Here is a 20955-nt window from a genome sequence, read left to right as displayed (position 1 = left end):
GCTTTGAGCGAGAAGTTTGGAAACCCTTCCCACGGCGCTTCGGCTATTCTCGCTGGCAGGAGATCCGCGATGAAGCATGACCGTATCGTAAGCCTGGACGCCATCTACACCGCCGAGAGCGGCCCCACTTTCATGACTGGTATCCAGGCGCTGGTGCGGTTGCCGCTGATGCAGCGCCGGCTCGATCGGGCGCGGGGGCTCAGCACCGCTGGACTAGTGTCGGGCTATCGCGGTTCGCCGGTGGGCGCCTATGACCAGCAGCTGTGGAAGGCGCAGAAATATCTCGATGCGCATGATGTCGTCTTTCAGCCGGGCCTGAACGAGGATCTCGCGGCGACCGCCTTGTGGGGTGCGCAGATGCACAAGGCTTTCGGCAAGACCAGGGCCGATGGCGTGTTCGGCATCTGGTATGGCAAGGGCAATGGCGTCGACCGGACCGGCGACGTGTTCCGCAACGCCAATATGCTCGGCACTTCGCCGCTCGGGGGCGTGCTGGCGATCGGCGGGGACGACCATGCGGCGCAGTCCTCGATGTTCCCGCACCAGACCGACGGCATCTTCCAGTCGGTGATGATGCCGGTCATCCAGCCGGCCAATGTTTCCGAGATTTTGACGCTGGGCCTCGCCGGCTTCGCGCTGTCGCGTTTCTCGGGCCTGTGGGTGGCGATGAAGACGATCGCCGAGGTGGTCGAGAGCGCCGCGAGCTTCGAACTGCCCGATGCCTATCCGCTGTTCCGCGCGCCGTCGGATGTCGTTCCGCCGCATGGGCTCAACTGGGACCCGACGATCCAGTGGCCCGCGCAGCGCGCCGAATATGAGCGGCGCATGATCGAGGAGCGCCTGCCGGCCGCCATCGCCTGGGCGACCGCGAACCGGATCGACCGCACGATCTTCGCCAGCCGGGCGAAGCGCCTCTGCATCGTCACGGTTGGCAAGGCGCATCAGGATCTGATGCAGGCGCTCGGCAATCTCGGCATCGGCGAGGATGAGGCGGAGGCGCTCGGTCTGTCGATCTACAAGGTCGCGATGAGCTGGCCGCTCGCCACCGCGCCGCTGCTGGAGCTGGCGGGGCAGGCCGACGAGATCTTCGTCGTCGAGGAGAAGGGGCCGACCGTCGAGAACCAGATCAAGGCGGCGCTGTTCAACCGGGCGGGCCCGCGCCCGCGCGTCGCCGGCAAGGCCGATGTCGAGGGCAGGACGTTGCTGCCGGTGGTGATGGAGTTCGACCCGATGCTGGTCGCGCGCGCGCTGGTGTCGCGGATCATGCAGGACCCGATTGGTCTCGCGGCGCGGCTCGACGCGCTGCAGCAGCGCAAGGCCGGGGGCGAGGTGGTGCCCTTTCCGGCGCGCAAGCCCTTCTTCTGTTCGGGTTGCCCGCACAACAGCTCGACGAAGACGCCCGAAGGATCGATCTCGGGCGGCGGCATCGGCTGCCACGTCATGGCGCTGTCGGTGCCGAAGCTGAAGACCACGACCTTCAGCCAGATGGGCGGCGAGGGCATGCAATGGGTCGGCGCGGCGCCCTTTTCCGAGACGAAGCACATCTTCCAGAATCTGGGCGACGGCACCTATCAGCATAGCGGCCTCCTCGCGATCCGGAGCGCGGTCGCATCGAAGGCCAACATCACCTTCAAGATTCTCTACAATGATGCGGTCGCCATGACCGGCGGGCAGCCGGCCGAAGGCGCGATCGATCCCGCGCGGATCGTCGCGCAGCTGAAGGCCGAGGGCGTGTCGCATGTCCGCCTGGTCAGCGACGATCCCGCTAAGTGGCGTGCGCTGGGCGGGGAGGTCGTCATCGGCCACCGCGACGATATGGACGCGATCCAGCGCGAGCTGCGCGACATGCCGGGCGTCACCGCGATCGTCTATGAACAGACCTGCGCCGCCGAGAAGCGCCGCCGCCGCAAGCGGGGCGGCTTCCCCGATCCCGACCGCCGCCTGTTCATCAACCCGCGCGTCTGCGAGGGCTGCGGCGATTGCTCGGTCCAGTCGAACTGCATCGCGGTCCAGCCGCTGCAGACCGCGCAGGGCACCAAGCGCCGGATCGACCAGTCGGCGTGCAACAAGGACTTCTCCTGCGTGAAGGGCTTCTGCCCGAGCTTCGTCGAGATCGACGGCCCGGTGCTGCGCCGCCCCGAAGCCGCGCGGATCGAGGCGATGGAGAAGGAGCGTTTCCCGGCCCTTCCCGCGCCCGTGATCCCCGCGCTCGACGGCGTGTTCAACGTCTATGTCGCCGGCATCGGCGGGCTGGGGGTGCTGACGGTCGGCGCCTTGCTGGGCATGTCGGCGCATCTCGACGGGCTGTCCTCGACCGTGCTCGACTTCACCGGCCTCGCCCAGAAGAACGGCGCGGTGGTCAGCCAGGTGCGGATCGCGAGCGGCGACATCCACGCCGTGCGGATCGGGCAGGGGGACGCCGACCTCGTGCTCGGCACCGATGCCGTGGTCGCCAGCAGCCCCGACGCGCTGCGCAGATTCGCGGTCGGTCGCGGGGCGATCGTCCTCAACGCCGACGAGACCCCGACCGCCGACGTGGTGCTGGACCGCGACGCCGCTCTGCCGACCGCGACTATGCTCGACCTGCTGATGAAGCGCGCAGGCGATCGCGGCTTCCTGATCAACGCGACGCGCATTGCCGAAGGGCTGTTCGGCAACAATGTCGCCGCCAACACGCTGATGGTCGGCTATGCCTGGCAGAAAGGGCTGCTGCCGATTTCGGCCGAGGCCTTCGCGGCGGCGATCGAGTCCAATGGTGCGGCGGTCGCGCTCAACAAGCGCGCCTTCGCCTGGGGCCGGCTGGCCGCAGTCGATCTGGCGGCGGTCGAGCGCATGGCGGGCGTCGCTGCCGAGCCCGTGGCGGTCGAGGACACCGAGGCCCTGATCGCGCGGCACGGCGCCGATCTGGTCGCCTATCAGGACGAAGCCTATGCCGCGCGCTATGTCGCGTTGGTCGATCGCGTCCGCGCCGCCGTCGCGCCGATGGGCGATGCGGGCGAGCCGCTGCTGCGCGCGGTGGCGGCCAATGCCTATAAGCTGATGGCCTATAAGGACGAATATGAGGTCGCGCGGCTCTATGCCGAGCCGGCCTTCCGCGAGGCGCTGTCGGCGCAGTTCGCTTCGACGCGGCGGCTCTCGCTCTATCTGGCGCCGCCGCTGCTGTCGCGGGTCGACCCCGCCACGGGCCGCCCGGCCAAGCGCAAGTTCGGGCCGTGGATCTTCACCGCGATGGCGCTGCTCGCCAAGGGCAAGGCGCTGCGGGGCGGCCGGGCCGACCCGTTCGGCCGTACAGCCGAGCGTCGCGCCGAACGCGCGCTGCGCGACGAATATCTTGCGACGATCGAGATGCTGTGCGACCGGCTCGACCGGACCGCGCCCGACACCGCGCTGGCGCTGGCCGCCTTGCCCGACATGGTGCGTGGCTATGGCCCGGTGAAGGAGGAGGCGATGGCGCGCTATGCGGACGAGCGCGCCGCGCTGATCGCCCGGCTCGACGAGCGGCCTGACGAGCGGGCCGCCGCCTGACCCGCCGTTCCGTCTGACGGGCAATCCGCCGGGTGCGCTGCGCAAAGCGCTTCCACCGCGCCCGATCAGGCTTTAAGGGCTTCGCGCAAATCCATCTTCAGGTGAACCATGGCAGATTCTGTGCAGTTCCAGACGATCCCGAACCCCAACCGGCTTTCCGACGATGCGCGGGTACAGCTGATCGCGGAGCCAGGCTTCGGCAAGGTCTTCACCGATCATATGGTCACGATCGAATGGACCGAGGAGGCCGGCTGGCACGACGCCCGCGTCCGTGCGCGCGAGCCCTTCTCGATCGATCCGGCCAGCGCCGTGCTGCATTATGCGCAGGAGATTTTCGAGGGGATGAAGGCCTATCGCGGCAGCGACGGCGCGATCACCCTGTTCCGCCCCGAGGAGAATGCGCGCCGCTTCAACCAGTCGGCGCATCGCATGGCTATGCCCCAGCTGCCCGAAGAGCTGTTCCTCGAGGCGATCGAGCGTCTGGTCGCGATCGACGCCGAGTGGATTCCGGCGGGCGAGGGCAGTCTCTATCTGCGCCCCTTCATGTTCGCCAACGACGTGTTCCTCGGCGTGCGTCCGGCCAAGCGCTATATCTTCTGCGTCATTGCCTCGCCGGTGGGCGCCTATTTCAAGGGCGGTGCCAAGCCGATCAGCGTCTGGGTGTCGGACAATTACAGCCGCGCCGCCGCCGGTGGCACCGGTGCAGCCAAGTGCGGCGGCAACTATGCCGGCAGCCTGATCGCGCAGGCCGAGGCGATCGAACATGGTTGCGACCAGGTCGTCTTCCTCGACGCCGCCGAGCATCGCTGGGTCGAGGAACTGGGCGGCATGAACATCTTCTTCGTGTTCGACGACGGCACGGTGAAGACCCCGCCGCTCGGCACGATCCTGCCCGGCATCACCCGCGCCTCGGTCATCGCGCTCGCCCGCGACAAGGGGATATCGGTCGAGGAAGCCCGCTATGGCTTCGATCAGTGGCAGGCCGATGCACAGAGCGGTCGCCTGCGCGAGGTGTTCGTCTGCGGCACCGCTGCGACGATCGTCAGCGTCGGCCGGATTCTCCACAGCGGCGGCGAATTCCTGATCGGCACCGGCGAGGCCGGCGCGATGACCCAGGATCTGCGCGACCGGCTGGTCGCGATCCAGCGCGGCGAGACCAACGACCAGTTCGGCTGGCGCCGCACGCTCTGAACCGCTTGCCGGGCGGTGGGATGCCACCGCCCGGCTCAATCGTCAGATAGTTCAGACGCTATAATGGCCCTGTGCCCAGCCATTGGGCGCCGATGACAGCGGCATGATGCCGTCGCTCGACACCCAGCGGTGCGCTGCCTTGTCGAGCGGATCGATCACGATCAGCTTGACCCAGCCATTGCCGAACAGCCTGCTGAGGATCGGCGTCTCCATGACGATCCGGTCGACCCGGTCGAGCGGCGCGTGGACCACGGTCAGCAGCCGCTGCGGCACATGATAGGGGGTGCCGTCGTCGTTGAAGAGCGACTGGCGCGGCAGGCCGACGCAGAGATCGCCTTCATTGCCCTGCAGGACGCCGAAGCCGCCGATGATGTTGTGGGTCGCCTTGTCGCCCGCGCCATAAGCGGCATTGTCGATCGTCGAGAAGAGATATTGGCAGTTGATCCACTGCGCGACGATCATCGGCGCGGTCAGGATCGTCTTCAGCGCCGACCCGTCCTGGTCCTGCCGCCAGTCATAGCTGTGCAGGAAGGCGCGCCCGTCGAGGTCGATGTCGCGGCTGATCGAGCGCGGACCGACGACGAAGGCTGCATTGCGCGAGAGGCCCCATTCGGGCCGCACCTCGCCCCAGTGGAGCGCAGCGGTGCGCTGTCCCTCGATCGTCCGGCCGAGACGTTCGGCACGCCAGCCGCAGGTCTCGTTCGCAGCATCCTCGATGTCCATGCGCAGCAGCTCGAAATCCTCCTGATGCGAGGCCGGGATGTTCCAGCTCTCGTAGAACAGGATCTCGTCGGTGCTCGTATTGTGCTGGGCCGCGAGGAAATGGCTGTCCTCCGGGATCATCAGGCCGTCGGCCCGCAGGCGGCTGCGCACCCGATCGTCGTTCAGGATCGCCGCCAGCGCGCGGGCGTTCGGTCCGCCCGAGCGGCCTCCGCAGGCGCCGCAGTCGAGCGAGCCGACAAAGGCGTTGTTCACCGCGCTGGCGCCATGGCCGAGCAGCATCACGATGCGCCCGAGCGCTTCGGGCTTCAGTCCGGTCAGCGCGAACAGGTTGCGTGCATAGTCGCACTTGTTGGCCAGCGTCATGCGATCGGCCGCGCTGTGGGCGTGATCATGGTCATGGTCATGGTCATGGCTGGCGGTGCACGGACCCATCAACGGATCGAGCGCTTCGCGTCCCGGCGGCACCAGCTTTTGCGCCAGCTTCGGCGCCCAGTTGCGGATCGCAAGCATCGCTGCAGCGAGCGGCCCGGCAGCCTCGGCGGTCGCGAAGCTGGTCATGACGCCCTGTTTGGCCGATCCGGCGAGGCTGTTGAGGCTGGTTGCGCCACGGATGCGATCGATCAGGCGGCGCGCCTCGTCCTCCGCGCCGGCAACAGGGCGGGTTTCGACATCGTGCTGCGGTTCGAGCAGCACCGGCAACTGCCGCTTGCGCCGGCTGTCGAGCGGCGAACGCAGGGCGATCGGCAGCCCGAAGAAGCCGGCATAGCCGAGCGTCTCATAGTCGCCGCGCCGCTCGATCGCGCGCCGCAGCGGTTCCGAGCGAACGTCGATGCAGAAGATCATCTGCGCCGCCGGGCGGGCCTTGCCGCCTTCGTTGCCACGGACATGCTTGCGCAGCCCGGCAACGACCTGGCTTTCCAGCTGCCGTTCGGCGGTGGTCATGAACAGATAGGCGAGATCCGCATGGGACAGCCCGGCGATGTGCCGCACGATCGCCTTGGCGTCCCCTTCCAGCCGGTCGAGCGTCAGAAAGTCCAGCGAGAAATGGCGTGCCAGATCGTCGCGTGCATCGTTGGCGAAGACTGGCGGCGCCTTGGGCAGAGGGGCGACCCTGTCGATCAGCGCCCACAGGCCGAGCATATCGGTCAACGTCGCCGGCGCGCCGCGCGAGACATCGAGGTCCGCCTTTTCGCTCCGCCACCTGATGTGGCCGGCCCAGCCCGGCAGGCGGGTCAGCATGGTGCGGAGCCAGTGCAGCCGTGCCTCGAGCTGGTTGGGCTTGTCCAGCAAAGCGAGGCGGATCGCCTCGAGCGGATCGGTCGGCATGGCGTCCACCAGCGCCTCGGCCTCATCCCCGGCGAGCGCCGCGAAGTCCGGATCGTCGAGCGCCATGTCGAGGATCGCGGCGTAGAGACCGCGCTCACGGCCCGGCATCGGCATTGCTGCGACGCCCTGGTCGAAAAAGACGGCGCACCATTTGGCGAGGAAGGCTTCGCCGGGGCCCGAACTGCGCGGGGCCTCCGCGTCCGGATCGGCGCTCTCCTCGATCTCCAGCAGCCGCGCTGCGAGCAGGTCGAGCGCATTGATTCCGGGCAGGACCTTGCGAAAGGCCATATCCGGGCCGCCCAGATGCTCGACCGCGATCTGCAGGAGCAGGACGCGGTCGACCTTGCCCTGCTCGACAAGGCCGCGCCACTTGTCGAGCGCCATGCCGGCGCGGGCACCGAACAGGCCGCCCGCGCGGCTGACCGCATCGGCGAAGGGGAGGTCTTCGAAGCCGGACAGCGGGTTGACCGCGATCGGGCTTTCGAGCGGCCACAGCGGCGCCACGACCTGGGACGCGATCTGGATGAGGTCGCGGACGTCGTCGATGGAGAGCGTCTGCTGCTTGGGGCGTTCTTTCAGGAGGAGCGACATGCGGTTTTCCTTGAAAAGAGGGGGGAGCGGATCAGGCGCGGATCGCGCCAGCGTTCAGCAGGCGGACATAGAGCCAGCGCGGCAGTTGCCGGGCGGCCGTCGAGGGCTTGAACTGCCACAGCAGGGCCAGCGAGAAGAGCAGCGCCAGAGCCAGCTGGGCGCTGGCGGGCAGGATCGGCGGCGCGCTGCGCTGGTAGAGGCTTTCGGCGGCGAACAGGCCGAGCATGTGGACCGCGATCAGCATCGCCACCATTGCCCCGGTGCCGGCCATCTGCGCCGTGCGGCCGCCGCTCTGCGGGAGCGTGAGGAAAGTGAGGACGGCGGTCGTGAGGGCGAAGGCCATGGGCAGGAAGGCCGGCGCCCGGGGATCGACGATCCCGGCGGCGAAGCCGGCGCCCAGGACGAGGATGCTGACACCCAGGGCGGCGAGGACCGGCGGGCGGACCCGTTCGACCTGCGGTGCGCGGATGGTCATGCCGGTGCCGAGGAACAGCCAGGCTTTGAACAGGCCGTGGGCAACGATGTGCCACAGCGCGGCGGCATAGGCGCCAAGGCCGCAGGTCAGGATCATGAAGCTCATCTGCGACACGGTCGACCCGGCCAGGGACCGCTTGACGTCCGGGCGGACGATCATGACGCCGATACCGTAGAGCGCGCCGACCGCGCCGAGGCCGACCAGCGAGAGGCGGACGATCGGGGCTGCTTCGAGCAGCGGCGCAAAGCGCAGGAGCAGGAAGCCGCCGGCATTGACCATGCCCGCATGCATCAGCGCGGAAACCGGGGTAGGCGCCGTCATCGAGGCGAGCAGCCAGCGCGACAGCGGCGGAATGGCACAGCGTGCGAGGGCGGCGATGGCGAGCAGGGCTGCGGCCAGTTCGGCGGAGAAGCTTGGCATCTGCGACACCCGACCGACGATATCGGCGATCGATGCCGTTCCGAACCGCCAGCTGAGCAGACCGAGGCCGAGCACCAGCGCCGCATCGGTCGTCATGAAGCTATTGGCAGCGAGGCGCGCCGACTGCCGGGCCGAGGACCAGCCCTGGACATGCCCGATCAGTCGGGCGAGGAAGAAGCCACTGGCGACCCATCCGGCCGCAAAGACCAGCACATGGTTGGTGGTGAGAAAGGCGGCCGTGGCGGCGAGCAGCCCGACCATATTGCCGAAATAGCGTGAGGCATCCGAGGCCCGCATGTGGCGGCGCGAATAGGTGACGATCGAGGCCGCTACGAGGAGCACCAGGCCCGCCATGGCTGCCGTCAGGCCGTCGAGCGCGAAGAGCGGGACGGCATGGTCGACCACCGTCATGACGGCGAGGAAGAAGAGGGCAGCCAGGATCAGGAGGGGCTGGGCGGGCGACTGTCTTTCGGCCTGGGCCGAAGCGGGCGTGGAACGCATGGGATGATGCTCCTTTCGCGGCCGATATGAGTTCTGGACGTGCATTGGTAAAACGAGTTATTGAAATCCTATTCATTGAACATCGACATGGATGCGCGCAGATGCTCAGAAATCTCGATCTTGACCTGCTCCGCTGCTTCGTCACCATCGCCGATGCGGGCAGTTTCACCCGAGCCGGTGAACGGCTGGGGCGGACGCAGTCGACGATCAGCCTCCAGGTGAAGCGGCTGGAGGACATGCTCGGCCGCAGCCTGATCCACCGTACGTCGCGCTCGCTGCAGCTGACGTCGGAGGGGCAGCGGCTGCTCGGCACCGCGCGCAAGCTGCTGCTGCTCAACGACAAGGTCGTGGCAGAAATTTTCGAGCCCGACATCGCGGGTTCGGTCCGGCTGGGCGTGCCCGAGGATTTCGCCACGGTACATCTGCCGACCGTGCTTGCACAGTTCACCGAGGCGCATCCGCTGGTCGAACTGGAGGTGACCTGCGATCTGACGCTCAACTTGCTCGAACGCTTTCACAGCGGGGCATTCGACCTGGTGCTGGTCAAGCGCGAGCCGACGCTCGCCACGACGACAGTGGGCGGCATGCGCGTATGGCGGGAGCCGCTGGTCTGGGTCGCGCGCGACCGGAGCGCAGCCGATGGCAAGGAGACGCTGCCGCTGATCGTGTCGCCCCAGCCCTGCGTCTATCGCAAGCGCGCGATCGACGCGCTGGAGGCGCAGGGCCGCCCCTGGCGGATCGCCTATACGTCGACCAGCCTGGCCGGCAGCCAGGCAGCGGTACGCGCCGGGCTGGGGGTAACGGTGCTTCCACGCGAGATGGTACCGGACACGCTCTTGCCCGTTGGGCCGGAGGCAGGCCTGCCGGCGCTGGCGGACACCGAGATCGCTCTGCTGGAGGCCGCCGGTATCTCCGACACCGCCCACAAGCTGAGCCAGCATATCGTCGAGGCACTGGAGCGCGGCGCCTGAGCGGCGGCATCGAAACCTGATCATTGGAATTTCCGATGCTTGCCATGAGATCATTTCATTTTGGCATGGTCGAACTTCTGACTAGCGGGCAGGGTGGAGGCAGCCATGGACATTGCGGGCCGAGCGGCGGTCATCGTCACCATGCACGGCAAGGAAGACCTGATCGAGGCGGGGCTTGCCGGCACGGGAATGCGCTTCCTTCCGCCGCCCGAGATCGACACCGATCGGTTCGGCACTTTCAGCGGCGAAATCCCGAGGGCGGGATCGCAGCATGACGCGCTGCTCGCCAAGGCGCGGGCGGGACTGGATGCGGTTCCGCACGCCGATTTCGCGCTCGCCAGCGAGGGCGCCTTCGGCCCGCACCCCGCTTATGGCTTCGTTCCGGGCGGCCGGGAGATGGTGGTCCTGCTCTGCCGGGCCAGCGACCTGCATGTCATCGGCGAGGATCTGACGCTCGATACCAATTTCGCAAGCCGCGAAGCCCGTACATTCGCCGAAGCACGGGAGTTTGCAGACCGCATCGGCTTTCCCGATCACGGCCTGCTGCTCGCCCCGCCGGGGGACGCCGGACACTTTGCCAAGGATATGGAAGGCTTCGAAGCGCTGGATGCAGCGGTTGCGGCGCTGCTGGCGGCGCATGGCTGCGTGCATCTTCGCACCGACATGCGGGCGCACCGAAATCCCACGCGGCGGCGCTCAATCGCGCGCGCGGCGGCCGATCTCGCGCTTCGCCTCGACCAGCGCTGCCCCGATTGCGCATTCCCTGATTGGCGCGGCGTACTGCGGCCCGGTCGGCCTTGCGGCTGGTGCGGGACGGCGACGTTCGACAGTGTCGACCGGCTCTACCGGTGCCGCGGCTGCGGGCTCGAACGGATCGAGGCGATCGATCCCGATCGGAAGGCCGACCCCGCGCATTGTCCGTCCTGCAATCCCTGAAATGCGATAAGCGGCGCACGCTGGGGTCGGTCGACACGAACGAATTTCGCGCTTGGTTGCAGCTTGCAATAGCCCCATGCAGGAGGCCTGCAACGCCGGCCCGCCGCCGGAAAATCAGAAGTCGCGACGACGCTTCTGCAGGCCGCCAGCCATGGGCAGCTTGTCCTCGTCGATCAGCGCGCCGGCCTTGATCACCACGACGATCGCCTTGGCGTTGTTGATGTCGGCGGTGGGGTCGGCGCTCAGCAGCACGGCGTCGGCGATTTTGCCGGGCGTGATCGACCCGAGTTCGTCTTCGCGGCCGAGATGACGGGCGCTGTTGAGCGTTGCCATGCGGATGATCTCGCCGGGCTTCACGCCGGCAGCCTGCATCAACTCCATCTCGCGGTGGACGGCCGGGCCGATCGACTGATCGGTGCCGATCGCGATCACTCCGCCGGCCGCATCGATCTTGCGCAGATTCTCCTGCGCGATCGGCGTCATCAGCTTCATCCACCAGGTCCAGCTGCGCTCCTTCCATTCGGCCCGCGTCTTGGTCTTGAGCTCTGCGATCTGCGGCTTGCTGTAGGAGGCGGCGTAGAGTGGCTGGTCGAGATATTCGGGATGCTCGACCAGGCGGCTATAGCCTTCGCCGATCGTGAGCGTGGTCGCCATCGGGGTCTTCTTCGCCCCCATCAGCTTGACGAAACCGTCGCTGACGGGACCCTGGATGACGGGGTGGGCGAGGCTGTCGACGCCGGCGTAGATCGCCTCGATCGCGCGCAACTCGCTCGATGTATGCGCGGTCGTGCGGATGCCGCGCTCATTATAATATTGGATGATGTTCTGCATCAGGTCGAGCGGCAGCAGCGAAATCATCGGTCGCGAGCCCCAGCCATGTTCTTCCAGCGTGAGCTTGACGATATCGGGTTTCTGCTCGGCGATATGCTTGTCGAGCGCGGGCTTTGCCTGCGGCCAGCTGTCGACCTCGACGCCCATCGCCGAGCCGTGGCTGCCGGGATAGGTGACGAGATTGCCGGTTGCCAGGATGCGCGGCGACAGAATCTTGCCAGCGCGTTCCTCGTCGCGCAGCGTCAGGATGAAGCGCGCGTCGTTGCCCGCGTCATAGACGGTGGTCACGCCCGAATAGAGGAAGCTGGCAAGCGCCTGGACGCCCTGGTCATGCTTCTTCTCGGGATTATAGGGGCCGCCGAGATGGATGTGGACGTCCATGAGACCGGGGATCATCCAGCGCCCGGTCGCATCGACCCGGCGTCCCTTCAGCTTTGCGGCCGCAACGGTCGGGGTGACGGCGACGAACTTGCCGTCGTCGATGGCGACACTCATGTCCGGTTGCGGCGTGCCGCCGGTCCCGTCGACGAGGGTGACATGGTCGAAGATGATCGCTTCGGCCTGTGCGATGGTGCCGGCGACGAGCATCGAGCCGGCGAGCAGGAACCCGCGGATAAGCGTTTTCATTGTCACAGCCCCGTCTCCCCGGCCTTGCCGTCCTTCTTGAAAATGATGCCGTCGCGCATCACGAAATCGACCGCCAGCACCGCGCGGATATCGGCGAGCGGATCGCCGTCGAGCGCAATGATGTCGGCGGCGAGACCCGGCGCGATGCTGCCGCGATCGGGCACGCCACCGGCCTTTGCGGCGTTGACCGTGCCCGTCTTGAGCGCCTCCATCGGCGTCATGCCGGCCTCGACATATTCGAGCATTTCATAGCCGTTGGTACCGTGCGGCGCGATGCCGTTGTCGGTGCCCAGCGCGATCGGAACGCCCAGACGGATCGCGGCGCGCACCATCTTCTTGGGCTGGTCACCGAGCTGATAGAGCTTGGCCAGCGAGTTGGGCGCGAGAGTCTTGAAGGGTCCCTGCCGCACCTTCTCGGGCGTGTCGCCGACCCATGTGATCGGCCAGACGGTGGGAATCAGCCAAGTGCCGTGCTGCTTCATCAGCTTCAGGCTCTCTTCGTCGGCCCACATCGCATGTTCGATCGAGTCGTAGCCGGCGCGCACCGCCGCATCGATGCCGCTCTTGCCATGGGCGTGGGTGGTCACCTTGCGACCCATGGCGTGGCCCGCATCGACGATCGCGCGCAGTTCCTCGTCGGTGAACTGCTGCCCGGTGCCAGCGTCGGATTCGTCGAGGACGCCGCCGGTCACGTGGACCTTGATGACGTCGGCGCCATATTTGATCGCGTTGCGGACCGCGCGGCGGCAGTCGTCGGCGCCGTCGCAGACGCCGGGACGGATCTGCGCCTCCATCAGGTCGCGGCGCAGGCCGTGGGCGTCGGCATGTCCGTTGGTCGGGCTGATGCCTTCACCGGCGGCGATGATCTTGGGGCCGGCCACGATCCCGTCGCGGATCGCGTCGCGCAGCGCGAACAACGAATCGCCGGGTGAGCCGAGGTCGCGCACGGTGGTGAAGCCCGCCATCAATGTCCGGTAGCCATTGGCATAGGCGTTGATCGCGAAATATTCGGGGCCTTCCTTGAGGCGGGTCATCGGGTTTCGCGCCGAGCCCCCGGAGCTGAGATGGACGTGCATGTCCATGAAGCCGGGCAGGACGAAGCGGTCCTTGAGGTCGACGACGGCGGTATCGGTGGGCAGCCCTAGGGCGGCCGCGTCGAGATAGCCGGCGCGCACGGCGAGGATCTTGCCGTCGCGCGTGACGATGGTGGCCTCTTCGACGACCTTCTCGCCTGGCACGGCGAGCAGCTTGCCCGCATGAAGGATGGTGGGCAGCGCCGCGGGAGCGGCGGGATGTGCGGGCGTTCCGGGGACCGGCGTCGTCTCTGCGAATGCCGGTACGGCCCACACCAGACTCAGCGCTGCTGCACAGCCGAGAAATCTCTTCATTCCATCCCCCTGTTCGGCGACGGAGAGGAGGCTAACGCGATATTGCCGATAAGGAAATATGAAAATGCATATTAAAAACGGTCGGACCCCGGCTGGGCGTCAATCGATCCACTCGAAGAATTCCACGGTATAGCCTTCGGGATCGCGGACCTTGAACTCGATCGTCCGTCCATCGCAGCCGATATGCAATCCCCGCCCGGTGCCGGGCAACTGATGCGCAAACAGCCGCTGGTGCCATTGCTCCAGTTCGCTCGTCTGGATCGACAGGATAGCGCCCTTGTTGCTGCCCGCGATCGGCTGCTGGCTTCCGGCGCCGTCACCGACGAGCGCCAGATGGCTGCTCGCATGGACGCGGAACAGCGCGAGGCCGTCTAGCCGCATGATTTTCTCGAAGCCGATCACCTCCTCGTACCAGTGCTCGGCCGCCGAGAGATCGACATAATAGAACATGGTCAGGACGCCATCCACCTTGGGGATGGAGGGCTGCGTGGGGCTGACCGTCGGCATGCACTCATCTAACGGCAAGACCGGCCTCAATCATAGATGTCGATGTTGCTTTCGATGCGTCGCAATGTTTCGCGAAACAGATCGAGCGTCTCGGCCGGCAGCCCTTCAAGCGCGATTCTTTCATGCGCATAGGCCGACTGACGGATCGAGGTGAAGGTCTCCGCACCCTTGGGGGTCAGCGTGATATCGATCATGCGCGAATCTTCGGACGACACGCGCCGCTCGACCATGCCGTCCTTTTCCAGCTGAACGACGACGCGGCTGACGGTGGGCTGTTCCATCAGCGTCTGTTCGACGATCCCGCTGATGCTCAGCGTACCGCTTGAATGGAGCACGCTCAAAATGCGCCATTGCGAGAGGTTGATGTCGAGCGCGCGCATGCGGCCCTGCAGGCGGACATTCAGCCGATTTGTGACGCGGTAAAGCTGATAAGGAAGATAGTCGTCGAGCCAGCGGTCGCCCTTCTCCAGGTCGACGGTCTTGCTCTCCTGATGCCCGGTGCTGCTCATATGCGATCATTCCCCAACGATTGTTCGCATCTACGAGGCTGAGCCCCCAGCGCACAATAAAATCTATATGCAAAAGGATATATTTTTGAATATAGAGAAATCATCAGGGTGGAAAGAGGAGCGTAGGGCGCATGGCCGAGGCAGATAATAACCGCGCAGGCGGTGAGGTCTGGACCTCCAAACTGGCCTTCGTCCTTGCCGCCGCAGCCGCTGCGATCGGGCTCGGCAGCCTGTGGCGCTTCCCTTATGTCGCGGGAGCCAATGGCGGCGGCGCTTTCGTCATCCTCTATATCGTCTTCGTATTGCTGATCTGTGTCCCTCTGATGATCGCCGAAATGGCGATGGGACGGCGGGGGCATGGCAGCGTGATCGGGACGATGGAACGGCTGGTGAAGGCCGAAGGCGCGTCACGGGCGTGGCGGGCGATCGGCTGGCTGAGCCTCGCCATCCCTTTTTTCGGGTTGAGCTATTATAGCGTCGTTGCGGGCTGGGGCGTGGATTATGCGCGGCTCGCCATCGTCCAGGGGTTCGGCGGTCTCGATGCAGCTGGATCTCGTGCTGTGTTCGAAGCGGCAATCGGATCGCCCGGACGTCAGGCCTTTCTCCAGTTCGCGTTCATCGCCGCCGTGGCGGTGGTCGTCGCGCTTGGTGTCCGGCGCGGCATCGAGGTCGTGTCCAAGGTCAAGATGGTCGCGCTGTTCGTCGTTCTGATCGGCCTCGTCGGCTATAATGCCGTGACGATCGGGCTCAGCCCGGCGCTGCGCTTCCTCTTCTATCCCGATTTCTCGGCGATGACGGGCACCGGCGTGCTCACCGCGCTGGGGCAGGCGTTGTTCTCGACCGCGATCGGCGTGGGCGTGCTGATGACCTATGCCGCCTATCTGCCGCGCGGCGTTTCGCTGCCGCAATCGGCGATGATCGTCTCGGGATCGGTGATCTTCATCGCGATGATGGCGGGGCTCGCCATCTTCCCGGCGGTGCTGTTCTATGGCCTTGCCCCGACCGAGGGGCCCAACCTGATCTTCGTCACCCTGCCGGTCGCCTTTGGCGGCATGCCCGGCGGGCGTCTCGTCAGCATCGCTTTCTTCTGCCTGATCGCGCTGGGCGCGTTCACCACGGCGGTGGGCATGCTCGAACCGGTCGTCGCCTGGCTGATGGAGCGGTCCGGTTGGAAGCGGGCACCCGTCGCGCTGGGCACAGCCCTGGCGATCTATGCGGTCGGCTTGCCCTCGCTGCTGTCCTTCAACCTGCTCAAGGCCGTCCACCCGCTGGACTTCGTGCCGCCTTTCGCGGGCAAGACCTTCTTCGAGATTCTCGACTTCGGCATCGCCGATCTGCTGCTGCCGCTCAACGCGCTGCTGATCGCGCTCTTCGCCGGCTGGGCGATCCGCCGGACGATGACGCCCGAGGTGACCGATCTCAAATCGGGCGGCTTCCGGCTGTGGCATATGCTTCTCGCCTTCGTCTCTCCTGCTGCGATCATCGGCCTGATGATCCATATTCTCGCCTGATCCTCTTCGTATTGTCGGAGTTGCCCTCTTGTCCCTTCTTCCCGATCTGAAAGCTGTCCGGGCGCAGTTCGCGTCCCTGCCCGAGCTCGCCTATTTCAGCAGCGGCTCCTACGGCCTGCTCGCCGACAGCGTGCGAGAGGCGTTCAACCGCTATCTCGACGACCGGGTGGCGAAAGGCGCGGACTGGGGCGGTTGGGTCGAACGGCTCGAAATTGTCCGGGACCAGATGGCGCGGGTCTTCGCGGTCGATGCGGACGAGATCGCGATAACCGGCTCGGCCTCGGCGGGGATCAACGCGATCGCGAGCGCGCTCGACTTCGGCGGTGGTCGCAACCGGATCGTTCTGTCCAACTTCGAATTCCCGACCGGCGCGCAAATCTGGCATGCCCAGGAGCAGGTGGGGGCGGAGGTCGTCCACGTCGCCGAGACCGGACAGGGGGTCGTCGATATCGAGGGCTTTCGTGCCGCGATCGATGAGCGCACCGCGATCGTCGCGCTCTCGCATATCTGCTACCGTCATGGCGGGCGGCTGCCCGATGCGGACATCCGGGAGATTTGCCGGATCGCGCATGATGCTGGCGCGATCGTCCTGCTCGACTGCTACCAGTCGGTCGGGTCGCAGCCTATCGACCCGCGCGACCTCGGCGTCGATCTGGCGGTCGGTGGCATGCTCAAATATCTGCTGGGGACCGCCGGGATCGGCTTCCTCTATGTTCGCCGCGACCTGATCGAGACGCTGTCGCCCCGCAACAGCGGCTGGTTCGCGCAGGTCGATCCGGGCGCGATGGACATCTTCGCCAACCGGCCAAGCCCGACGGCGCGCCGGTTCGAGGCGGGAACGCCGCCGGTGCCGAGCCTCTACGGCGCGGAGGCGGGGCTGGACATCGTGCTGGGCATCGGACTCGATGCGATCGGCGAGCATGTCCGCAGCATCACCCGCCATGCGATCACCCGGCTGGCGGCCGAGCAGATCGCGATCTTCACGCCCGATGACGACGATCGACGGGGACCGCTGCTCGCGCTTCCGTCGCGCGACGATGCGGCACTGGTCGCAGCACTCGCCGAGGACAAGGTGATCACCTCGTCCCGCGACGGGAAAATCCGCGCAGGGTTTCACTTCTACAATGATGAAGAGGATGTGGAGCGGCTGGTCGCTGCCCTCGTCAAGCGGCGGGCGCTGCTCGGCTGACGGGGCGGCGCTGGGCAGGAGGGGGCTACCTCACCCCCTCCGCGCAGGTCAGTAATTGATGCCGGGATTGTCGCCCGGATGGATGATCCCGACGACATCCATGCCCTCGGGCGCGGTGCATTCGAGCGAATGAAGATGTTTGCGCGGGAAGAAGATGACGTCGCCCGCGCCCACGCGCGCCGCACTGGTCTCGTTCCAGATGATGCCATGGCCCGACATGATGATCAGCGCTTCCTCGTAGAGATGGCGGTGCATCTCGGCGCGCGACATGGGAATATGGCCGATGAACTGGGCAGCCGTGGTCGATCCGATGCGCTTGTCGACCAGCATCTGGAACCAGCGCGGCCCCATCGCCGTCCGGTTCGCCTCATCGATCGCGACTACGCGGTCGGGCCAGGCATCGTCGAAATGCGCCGGAAGCTCGGAAGGCGTGTCGAGTTCCTCGACCGCAGGGCAGGCGGAGATATAGGCGATCACGGGCGTCTCGGCCGAGAGGCGGAAGGCCTCACCGCTGCGCACATAGATGCCGCAAGGTGATTGCAGCACGAAGGACCGGTTGCCGATCTCGATCGTCCCCTGACCCGTCGTCACCCACAATATGGCGTCGGTCCCGCCGGCCTGAAGCACCGGCGACATAGCCTCGCGCAGCGCCAGGTGGAATTGCGACTGGTGCTCCGCCCCGGTCGACGGGGCGACCAGCTTGCGCAGGCGGTAGCGCTCTTCTCCGGCATCGCCCGGAGAGATGACGAAGCAACGTCCGTCGACACGGGCGATGCCATCCGCATCGGCCGCGACGATGTCGGGACGCGGTGCGTCCGCGTCCTCACCGGCATCCTTGTAACCGCCAGGAAGATTGCTGTGCGCGCCGTCGCAAAAGGGTGCAGTGGCCGTGTGCTTGCAGCCGCAGAAGAGCACTTCCTCGCCACCGCGCTGAGCGGTGTAGGGTACCGGCTCGAGACCGGTGCCTTCATGCGAGCGGCCGTCGCAAAAAGGCTGGCGCTTCGATCGGCCGCAGGAACACCAGAGATAGGTCCGTCCTGCTGTCAGTTCCTTGTAATAGGGTTTGCGGCTCGCAATCAGCGGGCAGGTCGTGGCGCAATCATGCTCGGTCATGTCTGGTCTCGAAGGGGGAGAGAAGCGCGCTCCTCTCCCCATGGGTCTATCAGAAGCTCTTCGATATCTCGAAGCCGATCGTACGCGGACGGTTGGTGATCTTGGTCGTCGGCACGAAGGCGCCGGCGGCGAGGAACACGTCGCCCTGGACGTCGAACGCGTTGTTCAGGAACAGCGCAAAGCCCAGCCCGTCGTCACGATTGTCGGCGCCGATGCGCAGATTGACGATGCTGAAGGCGTCCTGTCGTCGATAGGTGCTCGCGGTCGGGCGAAGCTCGGTGCCGGACTTGCCCTTGTAGCTATATTCGCCGCGCAGCCAGCCGTTCCAGCCATCGACCGGCAGGTCCATGTTGTACTGGCCCGAAAAGGTCGCGGTCAGTGCCGGGATGCGCGGGATCTTGTCACCCTTGCGTCCGGCTGCGGCAATGCTGTCGCTGATCTGGTTTTCGGTCAGTTCGCGCTTCGGTAGCCAGTTCAGGCCGGCGAGCAATTCGAGGCCATCCGCCGGGCGCGTCTGCACCTCGAGCTCGAGTCCCTGGATGCGCGCGGCGCCTGCATTGCCGATGAAGGCGAAGGAGTTGGTCGGATCGCGGCCCGACACCTGTATGTTGCTCCAGTCGATCTGATAGACCGCCGCGTTGACGATCAGGCGGCGGTCGAACCAGGTCGACTTGAAGCCGAGTTCATAGTTCCACAGCGAGTCCGACTCATAGCCATCGGGAATGACCACGGCGGCCGACTGGTTGGTACCGCCCAGGCGGAAGCCCTTGGACGCCAGCGCATAGACCGAGATGGCCTCGCTCGGCTTGAACGAGATCTGCGCCTTCGGGATATACTGGTCCTCGGTGAAACGGCGGTTGTAGGGCGCCGGCAGCGTGCTGCCGAAGGTCGGGAACTGGAACAGGGTCGAACCGAAGTCGGTCTGCTTCGCCTCGAACCAGCGCAGGCCGCCCATCAGTTCGAGGCTGTCGGTGATGTCGAAGGTCGCTTCGCCGAAGACCGCCTTTTCCTTGATGCCGCGTGTGTTCACACGGGCGAAGGCGCAGGGGTTGCAGCCGGCAATGCCGGCGCCCACGGCTGTGGAGAAGCCGGTCGGGGGCGTGCTGGCGACGATGATGTCGCCATTGGCGTCGACCAGCGGCGAGAAGCTGCGGAAGTTCGACTGGCGGTCGCGATAGAAGACGCCCGCGACCCACTGAAAGGGACCGTCGCCGGTCGAGTTCAGGCGGGCTTCGAAGGTCTTCTGGTTGAGGTCCTGCGTCTGGTCGGTCAGCTGCGGGATCAGATCGGAGCGTGTGCAGGGCCGACCGTTGGGGCAGGTCTCGCCGGCCGGACCGACGCCCAGCGACCAGACGAAATTGTCGCGGTAGAATTGCAGCTTGCGCTTGTAGATCGAGCCGGTGACCGTCAGCGAGGCGAAGCCGAGATCGCCCGTGCCGCTCAGCGAATAGATCTGCTGGCGGTCGGGTCGGGGCGACTTGACGTAGCTGCCCGAATTATATTGCCCGGTCTGGAAATAGGCGAAGCGGGGGACGAGGTCGTTCCAGCCTGGGTCGCTGCTGTTGCCGCGCTCGCGGAAGCTGTCGAACGGGCTATATTCGCTGGCACCCTTGGTGTTGCGCCGCTGATACCAGGCCATGGCGTCGATCTCGATGCCGGGCGCAGGTTCCCAGCGCAAAATGCCGCGGATGCCAGAAGTCCCATCGGAGTTGATGTTCTTGTTGCCCAGCCGGACATTGTCGACAAAGCCGGGCGTGTAATCATAATAGGATACGACACGGATGCCGAGCTTGTCCTCGACGATCGGCACGTTGATCATGCCATAGATGTTGGCGCCTTCATCGCCGCCCGACACCAAGTTGGCACCGGCACGGACCGAGCCTTCGACCGCGTTCAGCTTGGGCTTGTTGGTGATGAAGCGGACGGCGCCGGTCTGCGAATTGGCGCCGAAGGTCGTGCTCTGCGGGCCCTTCAGCACCTCGATTCGCGCCATGTCGTACACCTGCAGGTCGCCGATCTGCGAGCCGCTGTCGCCGCTCGAACTCTGGATGCCGGGGACGGGCACTTCGTCATAATAGACCGCGACCTGCTCCTGGCCGGCGGACTGGATGCCGCGCAGCGTGTAGCGCTTCAGACCGGGGCCCTGATCGGTGAAGGTCAGGCCGGGGATGGTGTAGGCGAAGCTCTCGAAATTGGTGACGCCGCGGCGTTCCAGTTCGGCCGATCCGATCGCGGTGATCGACGCCGGGATGTCCTGCAGCCGTTCCTCGCCGCGCTTGCGGGCGGTGACCACGATGTCGGAGCTGAGCGTGTCGGCGGCCGGCGCGCTTTGTGCCCAAGCCGGTGCGGCCGTTGTCGCAATCGCGAACAGCGACGCGGTGGATATCAAAATCCCGATCTTCCCGTTCATTTCAACCCCCTTCGTTGCAGGATGTTTCGAGCCAAGCTCCCATCAAACTCATATTCGTTTTCATATATGTATGTTTGATTTAAGCTTGAAGCAAGAGGAATGCGCCGGTGCCGGACGGGCGGACTGAGGCTGGTCCTGCCCGTTGAAGAAAATGGCGGCCCTGCTAAAGCGCAGTCCCTTCGCCCCGCCCCGCCCCGAAAAAGCTGGAGTC

At 66.1% G+C, this 20955-nt stretch carries 14 protein-coding genes; 6 read left to right on the top strand and 8 right to left on the bottom strand.

Annotation, left to right across the window (positions count from 1 at the left end; all coding sequences use genetic code 11):
* The first annotated feature begins 69 nt into the window (after positions 1 to 69).
* Together ACNI3R_RS00405 and ACNI3R_RS00400 are read left to right on the top strand one after the other, a co-directional pair.
* Positions 70 to 3525 (top strand): indolepyruvate ferredoxin oxidoreductase family protein, encoded by a 3456-nt coding sequence (locus ACNI3R_RS00405; RefSeq protein ID WP_426178972.1) that lies wholly within the window; start codon positions 70 to 72, stop codon positions 3523 to 3525.
* Positions 3526 to 3633: 108 nt separating this feature from the next.
* The gene (locus tag ACNI3R_RS00400) at positions 3634 to 4716 is read left to right on the top strand and encodes a branched-chain amino acid aminotransferase (protein ID WP_426178971.1); all 1083 of its coding nucleotides are present in this window, start codon (positions 3634 to 3636) and stop codon (positions 4714 to 4716) included.
* Positions 4717 to 4767: 51 nt separating this feature from the next.
* Here ACNI3R_RS00400 and ACNI3R_RS00395 read toward each other — a convergent pair whose 3' ends face one another.
* Positions 4768 to 7356 carry a DUF2309 domain-containing protein gene (locus ACNI3R_RS00395; RefSeq protein ID WP_426178969.1) on the bottom strand — a complete coding sequence of 863 codons (2589 nt, stop codon included), beginning with the start codon at positions 7354 to 7356 and terminating at the stop codon, positions 4768 to 4770.
* A 31-nt stretch (positions 7357 to 7387) separates the two neighbouring features.
* Positions 7388 to 8752, bottom strand: coding sequence for a proton-conducting transporter transmembrane domain-containing protein (locus tag ACNI3R_RS00390; protein ID WP_426178967.1), 1365 nt, complete (start codon positions 8750 to 8752; stop codon positions 7388 to 7390).
* Between the two features lie 101 nt (positions 8753 to 8853).
* On the opposite strand from ACNI3R_RS00390, the gene ACNI3R_RS00385 reads away from it, so the two are divergent.
* Positions 8854 to 9723, top strand: coding sequence for a LysR substrate-binding domain-containing protein (locus ACNI3R_RS00385; RefSeq protein ID WP_426178965.1), 870 nt, complete (start codon positions 8854 to 8856; stop codon positions 9721 to 9723).
* A 105-nt stretch (positions 9724 to 9828) separates the two neighbouring features.
* Entirely contained in the window at positions 9829 to 10659 is an 831-nt protein-coding gene (locus ACNI3R_RS00380; protein ID WP_426178963.1) for a DUF6671 family protein, read from the top strand.
* Between the two features lie 114 nt (positions 10660 to 10773).
* Here the strand turns inward: ACNI3R_RS00380 and ACNI3R_RS00375 are convergent, their stop codons facing one another.
* The 4 genes from ACNI3R_RS00375 to ACNI3R_RS00360 form a co-directional block, all read right to left on the bottom strand.
* A complete protein-coding gene (locus tag ACNI3R_RS00375; protein WP_426178961.1) occupies positions 10774 to 12117 on the bottom strand; it encodes an amidohydrolase family protein in 1344 nt (447 codons plus the stop codon).
* 2 nt (positions 12118 to 12119) lie between these two features.
* Positions 12120 to 13505, bottom strand: coding sequence for a metal-dependent hydrolase family protein (locus ACNI3R_RS00370; protein ID WP_426178959.1), 1386 nt, complete (start codon positions 13503 to 13505; stop codon positions 12120 to 12122).
* Between the two features lie 99 nt (positions 13506 to 13604).
* Positions 13605 to 14012 carry a VOC family protein gene (locus tag ACNI3R_RS00365; RefSeq protein WP_426178957.1) on the bottom strand — a complete coding sequence of 136 codons (408 nt, stop codon included), beginning with the start codon at positions 14010 to 14012 and terminating at the stop codon, positions 13605 to 13607.
* A 26-nt stretch (positions 14013 to 14038) separates the two neighbouring features.
* Positions 14039 to 14521, bottom strand: coding sequence for a MarR family winged helix-turn-helix transcriptional regulator (locus ACNI3R_RS00360; RefSeq protein WP_426178955.1), 483 nt, complete (start codon positions 14519 to 14521; stop codon positions 14039 to 14041).
* Between the two features lie 131 nt (positions 14522 to 14652).
* Here ACNI3R_RS00360 and ACNI3R_RS00355 point away from each other — a divergent pair, with 131 nt between their 5' ends.
* Both ACNI3R_RS00355 and ACNI3R_RS00350 read left to right on the top strand, forming a co-directional pair.
* Positions 14653 to 16032, top strand: coding sequence for a sodium-dependent transporter (locus ACNI3R_RS00355; RefSeq protein WP_426178953.1), 1380 nt, complete (start codon positions 14653 to 14655; stop codon positions 16030 to 16032).
* A gap of 28 nt (positions 16033 to 16060) precedes the next feature.
* Positions 16061 to 17221, top strand: coding sequence for an aminotransferase class V-fold PLP-dependent enzyme (locus ACNI3R_RS00350; protein WP_426178952.1), 1161 nt, complete (start codon positions 16061 to 16063; stop codon positions 17219 to 17221).
* Between the two features lie 48 nt (positions 17222 to 17269).
* Here the strand turns inward: ACNI3R_RS00350 and ACNI3R_RS00345 are convergent, their stop codons facing one another.
* Together ACNI3R_RS00345 and ACNI3R_RS00340 are read right to left on the bottom strand one after the other, a co-directional pair.
* Entirely contained in the window at positions 17270 to 18334 is a 1065-nt protein-coding gene (locus tag ACNI3R_RS00345; RefSeq protein ID WP_426178951.1) for a cupin domain-containing protein, read from the bottom strand.
* 49 nt (positions 18335 to 18383) lie between these two features.
* Positions 18384 to 20744 carry a TonB-dependent receptor gene (locus tag ACNI3R_RS00340; RefSeq protein ID WP_426178950.1) on the bottom strand — a complete coding sequence of 787 codons (2361 nt, stop codon included), beginning with the start codon at positions 20742 to 20744 and terminating at the stop codon, positions 18384 to 18386.
* Positions 20745 to 20955 lie beyond the last annotated feature (211 nt).

It is taken from the genome of Rhizorhabdus antheiae (genome assembly GCF_049889055.1).
Taxonomy (GTDB): domain Bacteria; phylum Pseudomonadota; class Alphaproteobacteria; order Sphingomonadales; family Sphingomonadaceae; genus Rhizorhabdus.
Note: the sequence above shows the minus strand (reverse complement) of the source record. Positions and strands in the feature narration are given on the sequence as shown.

Coding starts and splice junctions, on each gene's coding strand:
- ACNI3R_RS00405 (WP_426178972.1), top strand. CDS start 70: ATGAAGCATGACCGTATCGTAAGCCTGGACGCCATCTACACCGCCGAG.
- ACNI3R_RS00400 (WP_426178971.1), top strand. CDS start 3,634: ATGGCAGATTCTGTGCAGTTCCAGACGATCCCGAACCCCAACCGGCTT.
- ACNI3R_RS00395 (WP_426178969.1), bottom strand. CDS start 7,356: ATGTCGCTCCTCCTGAAAGAACGCCCCAAGCAGCAGACGCTCTCCATC.
- ACNI3R_RS00390 (WP_426178967.1), bottom strand. CDS start 8,752: ATGCGTTCCACGCCCGCTTCGGCCCAGGCCGAAAGACAGTCGCCCGCC.
- ACNI3R_RS00385 (WP_426178965.1), top strand. CDS start 8,854: ATGCTCAGAAATCTCGATCTTGACCTGCTCCGCTGCTTCGTCACCATC.
- ACNI3R_RS00380 (WP_426178963.1), top strand. CDS start 9,829: ATGGACATTGCGGGCCGAGCGGCGGTCATCGTCACCATGCACGGCAAG.
- ACNI3R_RS00375 (WP_426178961.1), bottom strand. CDS start 12,117: ATGAAAACGCTTATCCGCGGGTTCCTGCTCGCCGGCTCGATGCTCGTC.
- ACNI3R_RS00370 (WP_426178959.1), bottom strand. CDS start 13,505: ATGAAGAGATTTCTCGGCTGTGCAGCAGCGCTGAGTCTGGTGTGGGCC.
- ACNI3R_RS00365 (WP_426178957.1), bottom strand. CDS start 14,012: ATGCCGACGGTCAGCCCCACGCAGCCCTCCATCCCCAAGGTGGATGGC.
- ACNI3R_RS00360 (WP_426178955.1), bottom strand. CDS start 14,521: ATGAGCAGCACCGGGCATCAGGAGAGCAAGACCGTCGACCTGGAGAAG.
- ACNI3R_RS00355 (WP_426178953.1), top strand. CDS start 14,653: ATGGCCGAGGCAGATAATAACCGCGCAGGCGGTGAGGTCTGGACCTCC.
- ACNI3R_RS00345 (WP_426178951.1), bottom strand. CDS start 18,334: ATGACCGAGCATGATTGCGCCACGACCTGCCCGCTGATTGCGAGCCGC.
- ACNI3R_RS00340 (WP_426178950.1), bottom strand. CDS start 20,744: ATGAACGGGAAGATCGGGATTTTGATATCCACCGCGTCGCTGTTCGCG.